Source organism: Streptomyces sp. NPDC033216, from assembly GCF_055577115.1.
The window spans coordinates 310,251-328,078 of the sequence record NZ_JBVIQK010000001.1; the positions used below are offsets into that span (position 1 = coordinate 310,251).

13 protein-coding genes and 3 tRNA genes are annotated in these 17,828 nt (G+C 71.3%); 9 read left to right on the plus strand and 7 right to left on the minus strand.

Going from position 1 to position 17,828, the window contains the following annotated elements:
* Positions 1–66: 66 nt before the first annotated feature.
* From ACZ5Y0_RS01390 to ACZ5Y0_RS01405, 4 genes are all read right to left on the minus strand, one after another.
* Complete coding sequence (locus ACZ5Y0_RS01390) at positions 67–1,665, minus strand: ABC transporter ATP-binding protein (protein ID WP_469126597.1); 1,599 nt, start codon at positions 1,663–1,665, stop codon at positions 67–69.
* Positions 1,662–2,477 carry an ABC transporter permease gene (locus ACZ5Y0_RS01395; protein ID WP_469126598.1) on the minus strand — a complete coding sequence of 272 codons (816 nt, stop codon included), beginning with the start codon at positions 2,475–2,477 and terminating at the stop codon, positions 1,662–1,664. Before ACZ5Y0_RS01395 ends, ACZ5Y0_RS01390 begins: the two co-directional genes overlap by 4 nt.
* An 82-nt stretch (positions 2,478–2,559) precedes the next feature.
* A complete protein-coding gene (locus ACZ5Y0_RS01400; RefSeq protein WP_469126948.1) occupies positions 2,560–3,528 on the minus strand; it encodes an ABC transporter permease in 969 nt (322 codons plus the stop codon).
* Between the two features lie 38 nt (positions 3,529–3,566).
* Positions 3,567–5,123, minus strand: coding sequence for an ABC transporter substrate-binding protein (locus tag ACZ5Y0_RS01405; protein ID WP_469126599.1), 1,557 nt, complete (start codon positions 5,121–5,123; stop codon positions 3,567–3,569).
* A 264-nt stretch (positions 5,124–5,387) separates the two neighbouring features.
* Here ACZ5Y0_RS01405 and ACZ5Y0_RS01410 point away from each other — a divergent pair, with 264 nt between their 5' ends.
* Genes ACZ5Y0_RS01410 through ACZ5Y0_RS01430 form a run of 5 tightly spaced genes read left to right on the plus strand, consistent with a single transcriptional unit; the run spans position 5,388 to position 11,289 of the window.
* A complete protein-coding gene (locus tag ACZ5Y0_RS01410; protein ID WP_469126600.1) occupies positions 5,388–6,377 on the plus strand; it encodes a TauD/TfdA family dioxygenase in 990 nt (329 codons plus the stop codon).
* Entirely contained in the window at positions 6,374–7,396 is a 1,023-nt protein-coding gene (locus ACZ5Y0_RS01415) for an ornithine cyclodeaminase family protein (RefSeq protein ID WP_469126601.1), read from the plus strand. Before ACZ5Y0_RS01410 ends, ACZ5Y0_RS01415 begins: the two co-directional genes overlap by 4 nt.
* Positions 7,393–8,754 carry an alanine racemase gene (locus tag ACZ5Y0_RS01420; protein ID WP_469126602.1) on the plus strand — a complete coding sequence of 454 codons (1,362 nt, stop codon included), beginning with the start codon at positions 7,393–7,395 and terminating at the stop codon, positions 8,752–8,754. The genes ACZ5Y0_RS01415 and ACZ5Y0_RS01420 overlap by 4 nt, the downstream gene beginning before the upstream one ends.
* A gap of 12 nt (positions 8,755–8,766) precedes the next feature.
* Positions 8,767–9,816 carry a cysteine synthase family protein gene (locus ACZ5Y0_RS01425; RefSeq protein WP_469126603.1) on the plus strand — a complete coding sequence of 350 codons (1,050 nt, stop codon included), beginning with the start codon at positions 8,767–8,769 and terminating at the stop codon, positions 9,814–9,816.
* A gap of 54 nt (positions 9,817–9,870) precedes the next feature.
* Positions 9,871–11,289 carry an MATE family efflux transporter gene (locus ACZ5Y0_RS01430; RefSeq protein ID WP_469126604.1) on the plus strand — a complete coding sequence of 473 codons (1,419 nt, stop codon included), beginning with the start codon at positions 9,871–9,873 and terminating at the stop codon, positions 11,287–11,289.
* 328 nt (positions 11,290–11,617) lie between these two features.
* Here the strand turns inward: ACZ5Y0_RS01430 and ACZ5Y0_RS01435 are convergent.
* The 3 genes from ACZ5Y0_RS01435 to ACZ5Y0_RS01445 all read right to left on the minus strand — a co-directional run bounded on the left by ACZ5Y0_RS01435 (position 11,618) and on the right by ACZ5Y0_RS01445 (position 12,009).
* Positions 11,618–11,691, minus strand: a tRNA-Ile gene (locus tag ACZ5Y0_RS01435).
* Between the two features lie 167 nt (positions 11,692–11,858).
* Positions 11,859–11,931 (minus strand) — tRNA-Asn (locus ACZ5Y0_RS01440).
* A gap of 5 nt (positions 11,932–11,936) precedes the next feature.
* Positions 11,937–12,009, minus strand: a tRNA-Asn gene (locus ACZ5Y0_RS01445).
* A gap of 158 nt (positions 12,010–12,167) precedes the next feature.
* On the opposite strand from ACZ5Y0_RS01445, the gene ACZ5Y0_RS01450 reads away from it, so the two are divergent.
* From ACZ5Y0_RS01450 to ACZ5Y0_RS01465, 4 genes are all read left to right on the plus strand, one after another.
* Complete coding sequence (locus ACZ5Y0_RS01450; RefSeq protein WP_469126605.1) at positions 12,168–12,473, plus strand: YtxH domain-containing protein; 306 nt, start codon at positions 12,168–12,170, stop codon at positions 12,471–12,473.
* Positions 12,474–12,524: 51 nt separating this feature from the next.
* Positions 12,525–13,979 carry an FGGY family carbohydrate kinase gene (locus tag ACZ5Y0_RS01455; protein ID WP_469126606.1) on the plus strand — a complete coding sequence of 485 codons (1,455 nt, stop codon included), beginning with the start codon at positions 12,525–12,527 and terminating at the stop codon, positions 13,977–13,979.
* Positions 13,980–14,105: 126 nt separating this feature from the next.
* A complete protein-coding gene (locus ACZ5Y0_RS01460; RefSeq protein WP_469126607.1) occupies positions 14,106–15,839 on the plus strand; it encodes an ABC transporter ATP-binding protein in 1,734 nt (577 codons plus the stop codon).
* Positions 15,839–17,767 (plus strand): ABC transporter ATP-binding protein, encoded by a 1,929-nt coding sequence (locus tag ACZ5Y0_RS01465; protein ID WP_469126608.1) that lies wholly within the window; start codon positions 15,839–15,841, stop codon positions 17,765–17,767. The genes ACZ5Y0_RS01460 and ACZ5Y0_RS01465 overlap by 1 nt, the downstream gene beginning before the upstream one ends.
* Positions 17,768–17,828 lie beyond the last annotated feature (61 nt).

Genomic DNA, 17,828 nt, shown 5'->3' on the forward strand with positions numbered 1-17,828 from the left:
TCCGGGACGGAGTCTCGACGCCCCGCGTGCAACCTGGGACGTCTCCCCGGCGAGAGGCCGAGTACGTCACGTCATCCCCGCCGGGGTCCGCAGGAGAGCCCGGGTCGCCGCGTGGCCCGGAGCGGTGAAGACGGATGCCGTGAGGCCGGACTCGACAGTGCGACCCGCGTCGAGGACGGTGACCGTGTCGGTGCGGTCCGCGATGAGCGCCAGGTCGTGACTGATGAGGACGAGGGCCGTGCCGCGCTCCTCTCGCAGCCGGACCAACAGGTCCATGATCGCCTCGGCGGTGGCCGAGTCCAGCGCCGAGGTGACCTCGTCGCAGATCAGGACGTCCGGATCGGCGGCGAGCGCCCGGGCGACGGCCACCCGCTGGCGCTGACCGCCGGACAGTTCGTGCGGATAGCGGTCGGTGAACTCGGGCGGCAGACCCACCTGTTCGAGCAGCTCCAGCACGCGCGCGGCCACTTCGCCCGCACCGCACCGCCGGTGCAGTCGCATCGGCCTGCCGACCGTGGCGCCGACCGTGCGGCTGGGGTTGAGCGCACTGAGCGGGTTCTGCGTGACCAGCTGGACCCGGCGCCGCTGTTCGCGGCTCCGGCCGCGCAGGCCGGTGCTGAGCGGCACCCCGTCGAGGCTTATCGTGCCGGCGGTGACCCGCTGCAACCCGACGACGGCACGGACCAGTGTGGTCTTGCCGGAGCCCGAGGCCCCGACGATCCCGGTCGCCGAGCCGGGCGCGACGGCGAGGGCGACGCCGTCCAGCGCGGGGGCCTCCGAGCGACGGCCGAAGACGACTCGGAGATCGCGTACGTCGAGCAGGGGTTCGCCCGCGGCCGAGGGTGTCCGCCGCTGCGGCGGTTCCTCGGCCGTACGGGGTGCGACGGTCCCCGCTGTCCCGGTGACGGTGGTGGCGGCATACACGCCGGCGTGCGTGCCGAGTTCCACCACCTCGTCCGCTATCCGCTCGACGAGTTCGGGGTCGTGGCAGGAGAGCGCGACGGCGAGGCGGTGCTCCGCGGCAAGGTGCCGTAGCAACTCGCCTATCTCGTCGCGTACTTCTGGGTGCAGTCCGGCGGTCGGCTCGTCCAGGAGCAGGACCTCGGGGCGGCGGGCCAGGGCACGGGCGAGGGCCACTCGGCGCTGCTGTCCGCCGGACAGTGCGGCGGGCCGACGGGCGGCGAGGGCGCCGTCGTCCGGGAGCCGTACCTCGGCGAGGAGCGTCCGTATCGCCTTCGGGCTCCGGTCGTCGGCGACCTCGCGGAGCAGCGAGCTGACGCGCATGCGGGGGTTCAGCCCCGAGCCGGGATCCTGGCCGACGTAGGCGAGCCGCCGGCGGCGCAGGGCGCGCAACTCCCGATCCGGCAGGGCGAACACGTCGTGGCCGAGGACCTCGACCCGGCCGGCGGTGCGTCGCGTGCCGGGCGGCAGCAGCCCTGTGAGGGCCCGCAGCAGCGTGGTCTTGCCGGAGCCGGAGGGTCCGGTCAGGGCGACGACCCGCCCTGGGTGGAGGGCGAGTCCGGCGTTCTCGAGGATCAACCGGCGGTCGGGGGCGGCGACGGTGAGGCCGCAGACCCTGACTGCCGCTTCGGCGGGAAACGCCGCGATGCCGTCGGGAGCCGAGTTGCCGTCGTCCTCCCGGTACCGGTCGGGTCCGTGGCTCACGAAACGGTCACCGCCTTCCGGCCCGTCTGCGGGGCGATCGCCGCCGCGGCGAGGTTGACGCTGAGGGCGAGGAGGCCGATGGCGATGCTGGGGGCGACGACGGCCCAGGGGTTGAGGAGAATGCCTGAGGAGTTCTCGCGGATCATCAACGCCCAGTCGGCTGCCGGGGGCTGGGGCCCGACCTGGAGGAACCCGGCGGTGGCGACCAGGTAGACGGCGGCGACGAAGCGCAGTCCGAACAGGGCGAGGAGGGTGGCGCGCAGGTTGGGCAGGACCTCGCGCAGGACGAGGTGCCAGAGGCGCTCGCCGCCCGCTGCGGCGGCCTCGACGTATCCGGAGGCGGCGACGGGTGCCACCGCGCCGGCCGCGAGCCGGACCGCGTACGGCACCCCGAGCAGTACGGCGGCGCTGATGACGGCGAGCCGGCCACCGTCCGGCCACGACAGGGTGACCAGGAGGATGCCCAGCACGGCGGGCAGCAGCATCAGCACGTCGGCGACCCGTTCCACCAGGCGCCCGACGCGCGGCCGCAGGGCGCCTGTCGCGCCGAGGACCGCCGCGCTGCCGGTGACGAGCACCGCGACGAGCAGCGAGGACAGCACCAGCTCCCGGCCGCCGGCCAGCAGCCGCGTGAGCACGTCCCGGCCGAGCTGGTCGCCGCCGAGCACGGCATCGGCGCCCGGCTCCCCGTACGGCGCGGTGACCGGCGCGTCGACTGCGTGGGGCGCGAGCCAGGGGCCGGCAAGGGCGAGGCAGACGAGCAGCAGGGCCGGCAGAACACGGATGACCGTGGCACGCGTTCGGGGGGTCATCGGCAACCTCCGGCATCGAGGGCTTCGGCATCAAGGGCTACGACACCGATGGCCACGGCATGCGTCGCCGGCCGTCGGGGGTTCATCGCCGCGCTCCCGCCGTCAGGTCGCGTACGAGGTCGGCCAGTAGCAGTACGCCGGTGATGACCGCGCCCGACAGCGCGGTCACGCCCGCGATGACGGGGCTGTCGCGGTCGGTGACCGCGGAGGCGAGGACGGAGCCGATGCCCGGGTAGTTGAAGATGGTCTCCACGACGACGGCGCCGCCGAGGAGCATGCCGGTGGAGGTGGCGAGGCCGGCGGTGATGGTGGGCAGGGCGCCGGGCAGAACGTGGTGGGTGAGGACTCTGTGGGGTGGAAGGCCGTCCAGGACGGCGGTCTCCACGTGCGGCGCGCGGGCCTCGTCGGCGAGGGCGGCGCGCACGATGCGTACGTTCCACCCGGCCTGCGGGATGGTCAGGGCGAGCGCGGGCAGGACCAGCATCTCCCAGGAGGCGGGAGTTCCGTCGGCGTCGGCGATGGTCACCGCGGGCAACCAGTCGGTCCACAGTGACAGCACCAGGACCAGGGCCACGGCGACCACGAACTCGGGGAGAGCCAGCACAGCGGTGGCCGTCCCGGACACCGCCCGGTCCACCCTGCCGCCCGGCCGGAGCGCGGCCCAGCAGCCGAGGGCAGTGGACAGCAGGGCGGTGAGCAGCAGTGCCAGGCCGCCCAGCAACAGCGTGTTCGGGAAGGCGGTCGACAGGAGGCCCGTGACCTTCTCCCCGCGTGCCGAGGTGCCCAGATCCCCCGTCGGAAGGCCGCTCATCCAGTCCCGGAAGCGTTCCGGGACCGGCCGGTCGAGGCCGAGCAGCCGGCGTCGCTCCGCGGTGTCGGCGGCGCTCTCGCCGCGCTCGGAGGTGGCCGTCGCGGCGTCCCCCGGCAGCAGTTCGACCGTGCCGAAGACCAGCGCGAGGAGCGCCGCGAGCAGTACCGCCCGTTTGAGGACGACGAGGCCGACCCGGGCGAGCGACCGGACGGCAGCGCGGGTCGGCCGGGCCTTCACCACCACGGGAGAGGGCCCGGCCGGGGCGGCCGTCTCAGGCGTCAACGGGCCAGCCACGCCTGTTCGAGCTGGACCCTGCCGTAACCGGGCAGCGTGGGCAGCCCGTGGACGGCGGACCCGGCGAGGTCGATCCCGTCGGCCATGCCCCACAGGAGGTAACCGGAGCTGTCGTACTCGATCCTCTGGAGTTCCTTCAGCAGCGCGGTGCGCTCGCGCGCGCCGGCGGTGCCGATGGCCTTCTCGTACGCCGTGTCGAAGGCCTCGTCCTTCCAGCCGGCCTCGTTCTGGCCGCTGTCGGAGACCATGGTCTTGCTGGCGAAGAAGACCACGGAGTCGTTGGTGCCCCAGTAGGTGGTGTAGAGGTCGCCCTTGAGCCAGGTCTTGTCCCAGAAGGTCCCGGACTCCTGCTTGACGACCTTCACCTTCACCCCGGCCTCGCGGACCTGGGTGGCGAAGAGGGTGGCCGACTCGGCGAGGCCGGAGATGTCCTCGGTGGTGTACAGCTCGTACGTCTTGGAGGTGTCGAACTTGGCCTCGGCCAGCAGTCTCTTGGCCTCGGCGAGGTCGCGGGTGCGCTGCGGAAGGCTCTTGTCGTAGGCCGGGTCGCCGGTGCCGAGGACGTCGTTGGCGACGGTGCCGTAGCCGGACAGGACCTGCTTGACCATGGCCTCGCGGTCGACGGCCAGGCGCAGCGCCTCACGGACCTTCGCGTCGGCGAACGGACCGTCGGCCGTGCGCATGACGATGGGCATCGCCATGTCGTTGGGGCGGCGGACGGTCTGGATGTCCTTGCGGCCCTCGGCGGTGCGGGCGGCGACGGCGCCGACGTTGGAGGCGACGTCGATCTGGTTGGCGAGCAGGGCACTGGCCATGGCCTGCGGGCTCTCGAAGATCTTCACCTCGATGGCGTCGAGGTACACCTGGCCGCCGTACCAGTCCTCGTTGCGGACGAGGCGGGCGTTGCCGCCGCGGAACCAGTCGAGCTTGAAGGGGCCGGTGCCGGGTGCCTTGGCGATGTCCTTCTCGGTGGTGCCCTTCGGTATGACGAAGGTGGTGAGGCGGGTCAGCAGGGGCAGTTCGGCGTTGGCGTAGTCGGAGACCAGGACGACGGTGTCGGTGCCTTCGGCACTGATGTTCTTCTCCTGGATGCCCGGCAGCCGGGAGGCGCCGGCCGGGGTGGCGCGCAGACGCTTGAGCGAGAAGACGACGTCCTCGGCGGTGACCGTCGAACCGTCGTGGAACTTCGCGCCCTTGGCGATCGTGAACCGCCAGGTCCTCAGGTCGTCGGAGGCTTTCCAGCTCGCCGCGAGCCGCGGCTCGGTGTTGGGCTCGGAACCGGGGACGGTCAGTGTGTCGTAGATCAGGCTGAGGACGAGGTAGTCGCTCTCGTTGGCCTGAGTGCCGTGGGGGTCACGGGTGATGGCGCCCGCTCGCCCCAGCGCGCCGACCCGCAGCGTGCCGCCGGTACGCGGCTTGGCCGAGTCGCCGGCGGCGGACCCGGTCGGCTCCTCGTCGTTGCCGCCTCCACAGGCGGTCAGCAGGGCGCCCGCGCCGAGGGCGCCCCCGGCCCACAGCACATGACGTCGCGTCAGCTCCACTTGTCCCTCGTTCTCTGGCAGTTGGCCGGGAATGCTTAGCCTTACCTACCCTGATTCGCACCTGCGCGACAAGACCGCGAACAGTGTGACACAGATCCTTCTTAGGTAAGCCTTCCCTATTTCCTCTGGGCTGGCTATGTTTCCGACGGGCTCCCCGAGGCCGCTCCGGACCACGCGGTCCGCTCCGGGAAGCCTTCTTCGCCATGCCCGTTGACCGCTGCACGCGCCCCGCACCGCACTCCGCAATGGAACGGACGGATCCCCATGCCCACGGGAATCGCCCCCGTACGCCTGCTCAGTCCCGATTCGGTGGCCGAACTGACCGCCGCCGCCCGCACCCTTCTCACCGCGTTCGACGGATCACCGACCGCCCCTGGCCTGCTGGCTCGAGTCCCCGCTGTCGCCGCCTCGTTGAGCGACCCGATCCGCCACGCCTGCCGCCCCGTCGACACCACCGACGGCCTGTTCGTCCTGCGCGGACTGCACGTCGACGACGCGGCGATCGGCCCCACCCCGGACCACTGGTCGACCGCAGGGAACGCGGGGGCCGTGTTCGATGTCGTCCTGCTTCTGCTCTCGACCGTGATGGGCACCCCCATCGCCTGGGAGGGCCAGCAGGACGGCCGATTCGTCCACAACATCGTGCCCAGTCCCGGTCACGAGGAGGAGCAGACCGGCGCCAGCAGCAGCGTGCTGCTCAGTCCGCACACCGAGGACGCCTTCCACCCCGGCCGCGCCCACCTCCTGGTGCTCGGCTGCATGCGCAACCCCGACTCCGTCGCGACCACGGCAGCCGGCATCCGTCAGGTCGAACTGTCCGACCATGACGTGGAGTTGCTCAGCCGCCCCGTTCTCCCGATCCTGCCGGACGACGCCTACGAGGAGGCGCAGGGGTACGAGGGCGAACCGCCGGCCGTGCCCACGCTGTGGCAGTCGGAAGACGGCCTGACCCTGCGCTTCGACCCGGCCTACACCCCGCTCGCCCGGGCGCCCGAGGACCACCGTGCCGCCTACGCCCGCCTGGAGCACGAACTCGGCCGCGTCAGCGTGGCGGTGAGCCTCGACCCCGGCGAGATCCTGGTCGTGGACAACGACCTGGTCGTCCACGGCCGTGTCCCCTTCAAGGCCCGCTACGACGGCACCGACCGTTGGCTGAAACGTTCCTCCGTGCGAGTGCGGGGTCGTCAGACCCGGCCTCCGGCCGAGCGCTCCGAGCACGGATACGGCCAGGCCGCAGTGGAGGCGTTCGCATGACCGACACCGACATGTCCCGGGGGACCAGCATGACGGCCGACGACAAGACCCTGCGCGTGCTCAGCACCAGTGACGTGGCCGGCATCGACATCACGCTGCCGGACGTGGTCGCCGTGGTCGAGCAGGCCTACCGCACTCTGGCCGACGGCCGCTCCGACAACCCGCGCAAGCTCACCGTCAAACCGGAGGACGGTCACTCCGTCGCGTACGCGATGCTCGGCCGGGACGGGGTGCGCGGAGTCGTCGCGGTCAAGACCTCGTACAAGTACGGCCTCCACGAGGAGCGCGACAAGCAGCACTACTACACGACGCTGACTCTCTACGACGACGAGACGGGCCTGCCCGTCGCGATGATGGACTGCGGGCGTATCGGCGCCCTGCGCACCCCCGCCGTCTCCGCGCTCCTCGCCCGTGAACTCGCCGCCCCCGGCAGCCGAAGCGCCCTCGTCATAGGCACCGGCACCCAGGGCCGGCTCGCCCTGCCGTTCCTGCTGACGACTCTGCCGGACCTGGACCGGCTGATGCTCTTCGGCACCCACCCCGACGGCATCCGGGCCGTGCGCGAGCAGTTGCACGCCCACTTCCCCGACCGCCGGCTGGAGGTCGTGACGGACCTCCGGGCGGCCGCCGCGGACGCGGACGTCGTCCTCGCCACCGCCGGGCCGGGCACCCCGGCCTCCGTCGAGGCCGACTGGCTCAAGTCATCCGCCCTGTCCGTACTGATCGGATACGGCATCGCGCCCTCCACCCTGCACCGGGCCGACCGGGTCATCGCCACCAGCGAGGCGCAGATGCGCGTCACCGGCACCGACATGGCGGACGCGGACGGCCGACTCCGCGACGCGCACGCCGAGTTCCCCGAGGTGCTGGCGGGCCGCGCCGAGGGCCGTACGGATCCGGGGCAGCGGATCTTCGCGTACAACAGCGGGCTGGTCGTCACCGACATCGCCCTCGGCCACCGCTTCGCACAGCTCGCCCTGGCGCAGGGGCTCGGCACGGCGGTGCCGTTGTGGACGTGACCAGCGCCCTCGCCTCCCACACCGCGGAGGAGGTGCGCGCGCTCCTCGCCCCGCCGGGCAGCGCCCTCCTGCACGAGCTGAGTTACGGCATCGGCGGCCCGTACCACCTACTGTTCCCGGAGCGGTTCGACGCCAACTCGGTCGCGTTCCGCGAGGCGTTCGCCGAGGCGGGAGTCGACGGGCGGGTCTACTACGCCAAGAAGGCCAACAAGGCCGCCACGTTCGTGGAACGGGCGGCCCTGGCCGGACTGGGCCTGGACGTGGCGAGCCACGGGGAGCTGCGCGAGGCACTGGCGGCGGGGGTCCGCGGCACGGACCTGGTGGTCACCGGCCCGGCCAAGGACGACCGACTGCTGCGCGTCGCCGTGCTCCAGGGCGCCCTCGTCGCCGTTGACGCCCTCGACGAGCTGGACCGGCTCCTCGCCCTTGCCCCCGACCTCGGCCGTGTGGCCAGGGTGTTGCTGCGCCGACTGCCTCCTGGGCAACCGCACAGCCGCTTCGGCCTGGACGACGGCGAGATGGAGACGGCCCTGCGCCACTGCCGCACCGAGCACGTGGACATGGCGGGGTTCAGCTTCCACCTGTCCGGCTACGACATCCGGGAGCGGGCCGATCTGGCCGCCGAGTCGGTACGGCTCTGCGCACGCGCCCGGACCCTGGGCCTGCGGGCCGACCGGGTCAGCGTCGGCGGCGGCTTCGCGGTGGACTACGTGGACGCGCAGAGCTGGAGCCGCTTCCACGAAAGCACCCGCCCCGAGCACTTCCACGCGCACAAGACCTTCTCCGGCTACTACCCGTACCACTCCCCCGTGGCCGGGGCCGACGCCCTGCGCGCCCTGCTCTCGACGACGCCGACCGGCGAGGACCTGAGTCTGGCCGAGCTGCTGCGGACGGCCGGTGTCACCCTGCTCGTCGAGCCGGGCCGGGCGCTGCTGGACCAGGCCGGGTGCACCGTCTTCAGGGTCCAGGGCACCAAGGAACGCGACGGCTACGACATCCTCACCGTGGACGGCAGCAGCCTCAGCCTGTCCGAGCAGTGGTTCGACAGCGAGTTCCTGCCCGATCCCGCGCTCGTGCCGTCCGACGGGACGGGCCGCGCCGACGCGGGCCCCTACCCCGCCTGTGTGGGAGCCGCCACCTGCCTGGAGTCGGACATGCTGACCTGGCGCAAGATCCCCTTCCCGGTCCGGCCGGCCGCCGGCGACCTGCTGGTGTACCTCAACACGGCGGGCTACCAGATGGACTCCAACGAGTCGCCGTTCCACGAGTTGCCGCTGCCGCCCAAGGTCGTCATCGACAGCCCCTCGCCCGCCTCCGGCTCCGTCCGTCCCCGCTGGCGTCTCGACCGCCACCCGTAGGGAGTTCCCGCCATGAACCGCCACCCCCTGCACCGTCCCGCCATCGTCCGCCAGGTCTCCGAACTCATCGGCGCGACCCCGCTGTTCGAGCTGTGCCGCACCGAGAGCGACGCACGGCTGCTGCTGAAGCTGGAGCAGTTCAACCCGACCGGGACGGCGAAGATACGCATGGCCCGGCAGATGGTGATCGACGCCGAGGAGCGCGGACTGCTGCGCCCCGGCGGCCGGATCATCGAGTCCACCTCCGGCAACACCGGCCTCGGCCTCGCGGTCGTCGCCGCCGAGCGCGGCTACACGTTCACCGCGGTCGTCGACCACCACGCCTCCAAGGACAAGCTGCGCGCCATGCGGGCCATGGGTACGGAACTCGTCTACGTGGCCGAGGAGGGCGACGACGAGCTGGCCACGGCGGCTCGCGAGGAGCTGGCGGAGCGGATGGCCGCCGAGTCCGACAACGCGTACTTCACCGAGCAGCACAACAACCACGCCAACGCGGTCGGCTACCACCCGGTGGCCCGGGAACTCGACGCCGCGCTGGACGGCCGTATCGACGTCCTGATCGGCGCGGTGGGCACCGGCGGCGGGCTGTTCGGCACCGGTGCCGAGCTGCGCAGGACCGTGCCCGGCGTCAGGATCGTCGGCGTCGAGCCGAAGGGTTCCATCGCGTTCGGCCCGCCCGCGCACGATTACCACCAGTCGGGCACCGGTACGCCCGAGGGCGCCACCATCGGCGCCATGGTCGACTACGAGCTGCTCGACGAGGGCGCGAAGGTCGGCGACATCGAGGCGTTCGCCACCGCCCGGTCCGTGGCCCGCCGCACCGGGCTGCTGCTCGGCGGCTCGGCGGGCGGAGTGGTCCACGAGGCGCTCACCCGGATGGCCTCGCTCGCGCCGGGGACGACTATGGTCGCTCTGATCAACGACGGCGGCGAGAAGTACCTGGACACCGTCTTCGACGACGACTGGATGAGCGCCCGGGATCTGCTCGCCCCCGACGTCGAACGCGAGGTGGACGAACTGCTCGCCAAGCTCCGCCGCGTCGAGCCGGAGGCCCGGGCATGACAGCCGAGGGATGACAGCCCCGTCGTACAGTCCCCGCACACAGGAACGGAACCGATGCCGCCCGCCCTCGCCCGCCTCCTCGGCGACAGCCGCGCCCTCGCCTCGCTCGCCGTGCCGCTGGCGCTGACCCAGCTCGCCCAGGTCGCCCTCACCACCACCGACACCGTCATGATGGGCCTGCTCGGCACCGAGGCCCTGGCGGCGGGCGGCCTCGCCATGGTGATCTTCAATCAGTTGCGGACCATGGGCGTCGGCATGGTCACCGCCGTCGGCAACCAGGTCGCGGCGGCCGACGCGCGGGCGGAATCCGCCGGGGACGGCTCCGGCAGCCCCGGCAAGGAGGCCGCCGAGGACGAGGTCCGGGACCTCGTCCGGGCGAGTCTGCTCCTTTCGACCCTGGCAGGTGTCGCGGGTGCCGTCCTGATGGTGCTCATCGGCCACGCCGTGATCTGGCTCGGTCAGGACCCGGACGTGGTCGACGTCGCCAAGCCCGTCCTCCACACCATGGCGCCCGGTCTCATCCCCTGCCTGTGGTTCCAGGCGATACGCCAGTTCACCGTCGGCATGCGCCGCCCACAGGCCCTGCTGCGCATCACCCTCGCCTCGATCGCCGTCAACGCGGGCCTCAACTGGGCCCTCATCCACGGCACCTGGATCTTCCCGAAGCTGGGCCTGCCGGGCATCGGCCTGTCCACCAGCCTGGTGTACGCCCTGTCGTGCCTGGCCCTGTACCTTTCCGCCCGGCGCGACGCCCGGCTCGCCCCGGTGCTGTCGCTCCGCATCTGGAAGACCCGGCCGGCCACCCTGCGCAGGCTCATCGGGCTGGGTACACCGATCGCCGCCACCTACGGCTCCGAAGCGGGCTTCTTCTTCGTCGTCGCGCTCTGCGCCGGCAGCTTCGGCACAGCCGCGCTGGCCGCGCACACCGCCGTCAACCAACTCGTCTACATCGTCTTCCAGATAGCCGTCGGCCTCTCCCACGCCGCGTCCATCGGCGTCAGCCGGGAGCTGGCGCTGCACCACCTGGCCGCGGCCCAGCGGCTCAAAGCCACCGCCCTGGCCTGCGCGGCGGCTGTGATGGCCGTGGTCGGGCTGGTGTACGTGACCGTGCCCGGTCTGGTCCTCGCCCCCTTCTTCGACAGCGGTGACGACAGGGCGGTCGAGATCGCCACGCGGCTGCTCCTGGTCGCCGCGGTCCTCCAGTTCTTCGACTGCGCCCAGAACATCGGCGTCGGTCTGCTGCGCGGCCTCGACGACACCAAGGGCGGCTTCCGCGTCACCCTCGTCGGCTACTGGCTCGTGGGCCTGCCCGCCGCGGTCCTCCTCGGCCTCGGCATCGGCTTGGAGACGCTCGGCATCTGGCTCGGCCTCCTCACCGGCCTCGCCACCACCGCCGTACTCCTCCTGCGCCGCTTCGACCGGGGCCTCGGCCGGCTGCCCGGGGCGACAAAGCCGGCGCCGTCCCAGGCCTGATCGCCGGACGCCGGGTTTCGGGGCGGGTCGTGGCCGACCGTTGGCGCCGATGCGGCCCGCCGGAACCGAGGTCCGTCCGTTCCCGCAGGCCGGGACAGCGCCAACCAGGTGCGTCGTCTACGCGGTTGAAGGTGTGAGCAGCGGATGCGATCCGCTGGACCGAAGTCCGAAACCGAACGCCCGATGAGACGTTCACGCAGGTCGGACGCCTGCATTTCGGGCGAGCAACGGGCGAGCGAAGATCTTGGGCGGATCACTGCGCCGCTCGCTCAGGCGGAGGATGCAAGGTTGATGCAGGCCAGAACGGTTCTGCGTCAGCCTGCTCAAGTGGGGCGGGTGGGACTCGAACCCACGGCCGGCGGATTATGAGTCCGCTGCTCTAACCGGCTGAGCTACCGCCCCATAGCGGCGTGTCGCGTACACGTGTGCGCGCCGTCTGCCGCAGCATAGCCGCTCATACGATCTCACGCTCCGCCTGGTCCGACGCCGCTGACCATGAGGACCGCAGTGCGGCCTGCGCGGTTCCCGGCGACATGAAAAAGGACCCCTAAGGGTCCTCGATCACGATGCTCCCCCGACTGGACTCGAACCAGTAACCTGCCGGTTAACAGCCGGCTGCTCTGCCAATTGAGCTACGGAGGACCGAGCTCCCCCGACTGGACTCGAACCAGTAACCTGCCGGTTAACAGCCGGCTGCTCTGCCAATTGAGCTACGGAGGAATGCCTCGTTGCATCGAACGAACCTACCTGGGTATTCGCCAGGGGGCGGACGCTCGCTGCGACACATACATTAGCGCAAGCAGGGGGGTGCTCCGCCAATCGGTTCCCTCCGGCACCGATGCCGCACCGCAGACCTACACAAGGGAAGGGTGGCCTTCATGCGCTACCGGCTCACATTCGTCGTCGGACTCGCCCTGGGCTACGTGCTCGGCACGAAGGCAGGGCGGGAGCGCTACGAGCAGCTGAGGAAGTCCGCCCGGCGATTCGCCCAGAACCCCGCCGTGCGCAACACGGCGGAGTCGGCGGCGCAGCAGGGCCGCCAGTTCGCGGGCAAGGCGTACCACGTGGTCAGCGACAAGGTGGGTGACCGGATGCCCGAGTCCGTCGCGGGCCGTGTCCGGTCCCTGCGGGAGCGGTCCGCGCAGAGCGACGGATCGGACGACTGGGGCACCAGTCATACGTAGTGCGCGCCGAGCCGACGCGGTCACCCCCCGCGGTGCGGCAGAATTTTGGCCATGGGGATAGTCGCCGGGTTGGACAGTTCGCCCGATTTCACTCGCATCGTCGTCTGCGACGCGGACACAGGGGCCGTGCTCAGGCAGGGCTATGCGCCGCATCCGGTGGAGGGTTCCGACGGTGCCGGCCGTCCTTCCGATGTCGATCCGCAGGCCTGGCTGCTCTCCCTCGGGGAGGCGGCCGGCGGCGGACTGCTGGAAGGCGTGCAGGCCATCGGGGTCTCCGCGCAGCAGAACGCGATCGTGCCGCTCGACGCCCAGGGCGGCACCGTGCGTCCGGCGATGGTCGGCGGCGACAAGCGCGCGCAGGTCGCGGCGGCCGATCTGATCGACGCGCTCGGCGGGCGCGAGGCGTGGGCGCAGGCGGTGGGCTGTGTGCCGCAGACCGCGCAGCCGGTGACCAAGCTGCGCTGGCTGGCGAAGAACGAGCCCGAGGCCGCCCTGCGCACCGCCGTGCTGCTCCAGGCCCACGACTGGCTGGTGTGGCAACTTCTCGGGCGGCCCGTGCGCCGCACCACCGACCGGGGCGGCGCCTCCGGGACCGGGTACTGGTCGGCGGCCATCGGCGGTTACCGGCCCGAGCTGGTGGAGCTGGCACTGGGGCATCAGGTCATGCTCCCCGAGGTCATCGGCCCCTCCGACGCGGCCGGTACGACACCGGAGGGCCTGCTGATCTCGGCGGGCACCGGCGAGACCATGGCCGCCGCGTTCGGTCTGGGCATCGGTCTCGGGGACGCGGTGGTGTCGCTGGGCGCCTCCGGGTCCGTGATGGCCGTGCACCCGGAGGCCCTCGTCGATCAGAGCGGCATGATCACCTCGCTGGCGGACGCGACCGGCATGCATCTGCCCGTCGTCACGACCCTGAACGCCGTACGGACCCTGCGCGGAGCCGCCGAGCTGCTCGGGCTGGCCGATCTGGAGACGCTGTCCGATCTGGCGATGAAGTCGACGCCGGGGTCGCACGGGCTGGTGCTGCTGCCCTATCTGGAGGGTGAGAGGACGCCGAACCTGCCGCACACCGCGGGCACCCTGACGGGACTGCGGCGCGAGTCGATGAAGCCGGAGCACTTCGCGCGGGCGGCCTTCGAGGGCATGTTGTGCGGGCTCGCGGACGCGCTGGACGTGCTGCGCGGCCGGGGCGTGGCGGTGCGGCGGATCTTCCTGCTCGGCGCGGCGGCGGAGCTGCCGGCCGTGCAGGCGGCGGCGCCCGCGCTGTTCGGGGCACAGGTCGTCGTACCGCAGCCCGCGGACTACGCGGCGATCGGCGCGGCGCGGCAGGCCGCCTGGGCGCTCGGGGTGTCGCAGGGCACGCTCGATCCGCGCCATCCGCCCGCCTGGCCCGGTCCGGCGGCGCAGGTGCTGGACCCGGGCGAGGAACTGGCCGTGGGTCAGGCCGTGCGGCAGCAGTACGTGTCGGTGCGGGAGCAGACGCATCCCACGGCGTTCCGTTCGTAGGGCCGGGGACGACCGTCAGCACGACGCGGTCGGCTTAATCAGTTGAGGTAACACCGGTGGGGTGTCGGACGATAGGGGCCAGGGGCAACCAATGCCCCTCACCCCGCCGACTCCGAGAGACGAAGCGTGCTCATACGACTTCTGCGCACCTACCTCAGGCCGTACAGGAAACCCATCGTCCTGCTGGTCCTGCTCCAGTTCCTCCAGACCTCCGCCACGCTCTACCTGCCCACGCTGAACGCCGACATCATCGATGACGGCGTGGTCAACGGTGACACCGGTTACATCCTTTCCTACGGCGCCCTGATGATCGGCATCTCCCTGGTGCAGGTGGTCTGCAACATCGGTGCCGTGTACTACGGCGCCAGGACGGCGTCGGCGCTCGGCCGGGACATGCGGGCGGCCGTCTTCGACCGGGTGCAGTCCTTCTCCGCCCGCGAGGTCGGCCAGTTCGGCGCGGCCTCCCTGATCACCCGGACCACGAACGACGTCCAGCAGATCCAGATGCTGACGCTGATGTCGTTCACGCTGATGGTGTCCGCGCCGATCATGTGCGTGGGCGGCATCGTCCTGGCCCTCGGCCTGGACGTGCCGCTGTCCGGGATCCTGGTCGCCGTGGTGCCGGTGCTGGGCATCTGCGTGACCTTGATCGTGCGGCGGCTGCGGCCGCTGTTCCGGTCCATGCAGACCCGGCTGGACACGGTGAACCGGGTGCTGCGCGAGCAGATCACCGGCAACCGGGTCATCCGTGCCTTCGTCCGCGACGCGTACGAGGAGCAGCGTTTCCGCAAGGCCAACGACGACCTCACCGACATCTCGCTGAAGGCCGGCAACCTGCTCGCGCTGATGTTCCCGGTGGTCATGACCACGGTGAACCTGTCGTCGATCGCGGTGGTGTGGTTCGGCGCCCACCGGATCGACAGCGGCGGGATGCAGATCGGCGATCTGACCGCCTTCCTCGCCTACCTCATGCAGATCGTCATGTCCGTCATGATGGCCACCTTCATGTTCATGATGGTGCCGCGCGCCGAGGTGTGCGCCGAGCGCGTCGAGGAGGTCCTGGACACGGAGTCCAGCGTCGTCCTGCCGAAGGCGCCGGTGCGCGAGCTGCGGCGCCACGGCCACCTGGAGATCCGGGGCGCCGGCTTCGGCTACCCGGGCGCAGAGGAGCCGGTGCTCAAGGGCGTCGACCTGGTGGCGCGGCCCGGTGAGACCACCGCCGTCATCGGCTCGACCGGCAGCGGCAAGTCCACGCTGCTCGGGCTGGTCCCCCGGCTGTTCGACGCCACCGACGGGCAGGTCCTCGTCGACGGCGTCGAGGTGGCCGACCTCGACGCGGCGCTGCTCGCCAGGACGGTCGGACTCGTGCCGCAGAAGCCCTACCTGTTCGCCGGCACGGTCGCCACCAACCTGCGGTACGGCAACCCGGACGCGACGGACGAGGAGCTGTGGCACGCGCTGGACGTGGCGCAGGCCAAGGAGTTCGTGCAGAAGCTGGAGGGCGGACTGGACGCTGTCATCGCGCAGGGCGGCACCAATGTGTCAGGTGGTCAGCGGCAGCGGCTCGCCATCGCCCGTACGCTCGTGCAGCGCCCGGAGATCTACCTCTTCGACGACTCCTTCTCCGCCCTCGACTACGCCACCGACGCGGCGCTCAGGGCGGCCCTCGGCCGGGAGACCGCCGAGGCGACCGTCGTCATCGTCGCCCAGCGGGTGGCCACCATCCGCGACGCCGACCGGATCATCGTCCTCGACGAGGGCCGGGTCGTCGGCGAGGGCACCCATCAGGAACTGATGGCGGACAACGAGACCTACCGGGAGATCGTGCTCTCCCAGCTCACGGAAGCGGAGGCTGCCTGATGGCCGGGCCCATGGGGCGCATGATGGCCGGGACCGGACCGGAGAGTCGCACGCTGGACTTCAAGGCGTCCGGCCGACGGTTGCTCGGCCACTTCAGGCCGGAGCGGCTCACCCTCTACGCGATGCTGTCCTGCGTCGTCCTGAGCGTGGGTCTGAACGTGATCGGGCCGAAGATCCTCGGCCGGGCCACCGACCTGGTGTTCGCCGGCATCGTCGGGCGGGAGATGCCGGCCGGGTCCTCCAAGGACCAGGTCCTCGACTCGATGCGCGAGCGCGGTGACGGCGATGTCGCCGACATGCTGAGCGGCACCGACTTCACCCCCGGTCAGGGCATCGACTTCGACGCCGTCGGCCACGTCCTGCTGTTCGCGGTCGCGGTGTTCGCGGTCGCCGGCCTGCTGATGGCGGTGGCGACCCGGCTGGTCAACCGGGCCGTCAACCGCACGATGTACCGGATCCGCGAGGACGTGCAGACGAAGCTGTCGCGGCTGCCGCTGTCGTACTTCGACAAGCGGCAGCGCGGCGAGGTGCTGTCCCGGGCGACCAACGACATCGACAACATCGGGCAGACGCTCCAGCAGTCACTGGGCCAGCTCGTGAACGCGCTGCTCACCATCGTCGGTGTACTGGCGATGATGTTCTGGGTGTCGTGGATCCTCGCCCTGGTCGCGCTGGTCACCGTGCCGTTGTCGGCGGTCGTCGCCGCCCGCGTGGGCAAGCGCTCGCAGCCGCACTTCGTGCAGCAGTGGCGCACCACCGGCAAGCTGAACGCGCACATCGAGGAGATGTACAGCGGCCACACGCTGGTGAAGGTGTTCGGCCGGCAGGAGGAGTCGGCGCGGCAGTTCGCCGAGCAGAACGACGCGCTGTACGAGGCCGGGTTCAAGGCGCAGTTCAACAGCGGGATCATGCAGCCGCTGATGTTCTTCGTGTCGAACCTCAACTACGTGCTGGTGGCCGTGGTCGGCGGTTTGCGGGTCGCCACCGGCTCCCTGTCGATCGGTGACGTGCAGGCGTTCATCCAGTACTCCCGTCAGTTCTCGATGCCGCTGACGCAGGTCGCGTCGATGACGAACCTGGTGCAGTCGGGCGTCGCCTCGGCCGAGCGGATCTTCGAACTGCTGGACGCGGAGGAGCAGCAGGCCGACCCGGTGCCGGGGGTGCGGCCCGAGGCACTGCGCGGGCGGGTGGCGCTGGAGCACGTGTCCTTCCGGTACGACCCCGACAAACCGCTGATCGAGGACCTCTCGCTGGTCGTCGAACCGGGCCACACGGTGGCCATCGTCGGCCCGACCGGCGCCGGCAAGACCACCCTGGTCAACCTCCTCATGCGGTTCTACGACGTCACCGGGGGGCGCATCACCCTCGACGGCGTCGACATCGCGCGGATGTCCCGCGACGAACTGCGCGCCGGGGTCGGCATGGTGCTCCAGGACACCTGGCTGTTCGGCGGCACCATCGCGGAGAACATCGCGTACGGTGCCGCGCGCGAGGTCACGCGCGGGGAGATCGAGGAGGCGGCGCGGGCGGCCCACGCCGACCGGTTCATCCGGACCCTCCCCGACGGCTACGACACGGTGATCGACGGTGAGGGCAGCGGGGTCAGCGCCGGTGAGAAGCAGCTGGTCACCATCGCGCGGGCGTTCCTGTCCGACCCGGTGATCCTGGTGCTCGACGAGGCGACGAGTTCCGTCGACACCCGCACCGAGGTGCTGATCCAGAAGGCGATGGCGAAGCTGGCGCACGGTCGGACGTCGTTCGTCATCGCGCACCGGCTGTCGACGATCCGGGACGCGGACACCATCCTGGTGATGGAGAACGGTGCGATCGTCGAGCAGGGCACGCACACGGACCTGCTGGCGGCGGACGGGGCGTACGCGCGGTTGTACAAGGCGCAGTTCGCCCAGGCGGTCGCGGAGGTCGACTAGGACCAGGGCGTGTCGCGAGAGGGGCGTCGTCGGCCCGCGGGGCGGGTCCGGCGGCGTCCGG

Coding starts and splice junctions, on each gene's coding strand:
- ACZ5Y0_RS01395 (WP_469126598.1), bottom strand. CDS start 2,477: ATGACCCCCCGAACGCGTGCCACGGTCATCCGTGTTCTGCCGGCCCTG.
- ACZ5Y0_RS01410 (WP_469126600.1), top strand. CDS start 5,388: ATGCCCACGGGAATCGCCCCCGTACGCCTGCTCAGTCCCGATTCGGTG.
- ACZ5Y0_RS01415 (WP_469126601.1), top strand. CDS start 6,374: ATGACCGACACCGACATGTCCCGGGGGACCAGCATGACGGCCGACGAC.
- ACZ5Y0_RS01425 (WP_469126603.1), top strand. CDS start 8,767: ATGAACCGCCACCCCCTGCACCGTCCCGCCATCGTCCGCCAGGTCTCC.
- ACZ5Y0_RS01430 (WP_469126604.1), top strand. CDS start 9,871: ATGCCGCCCGCCCTCGCCCGCCTCCTCGGCGACAGCCGCGCCCTCGCC.
- ACZ5Y0_RS01450 (WP_469126605.1), top strand. CDS start 12,168: ATGCGCTACCGGCTCACATTCGTCGTCGGACTCGCCCTGGGCTACGTG.
- ACZ5Y0_RS01455 (WP_469126606.1), top strand. CDS start 12,525: ATGGGGATAGTCGCCGGGTTGGACAGTTCGCCCGATTTCACTCGCATC.
- ACZ5Y0_RS01465 (WP_469126608.1), top strand. CDS start 15,839: ATGGCCGGGCCCATGGGGCGCATGATGGCCGGGACCGGACCGGAGAGT.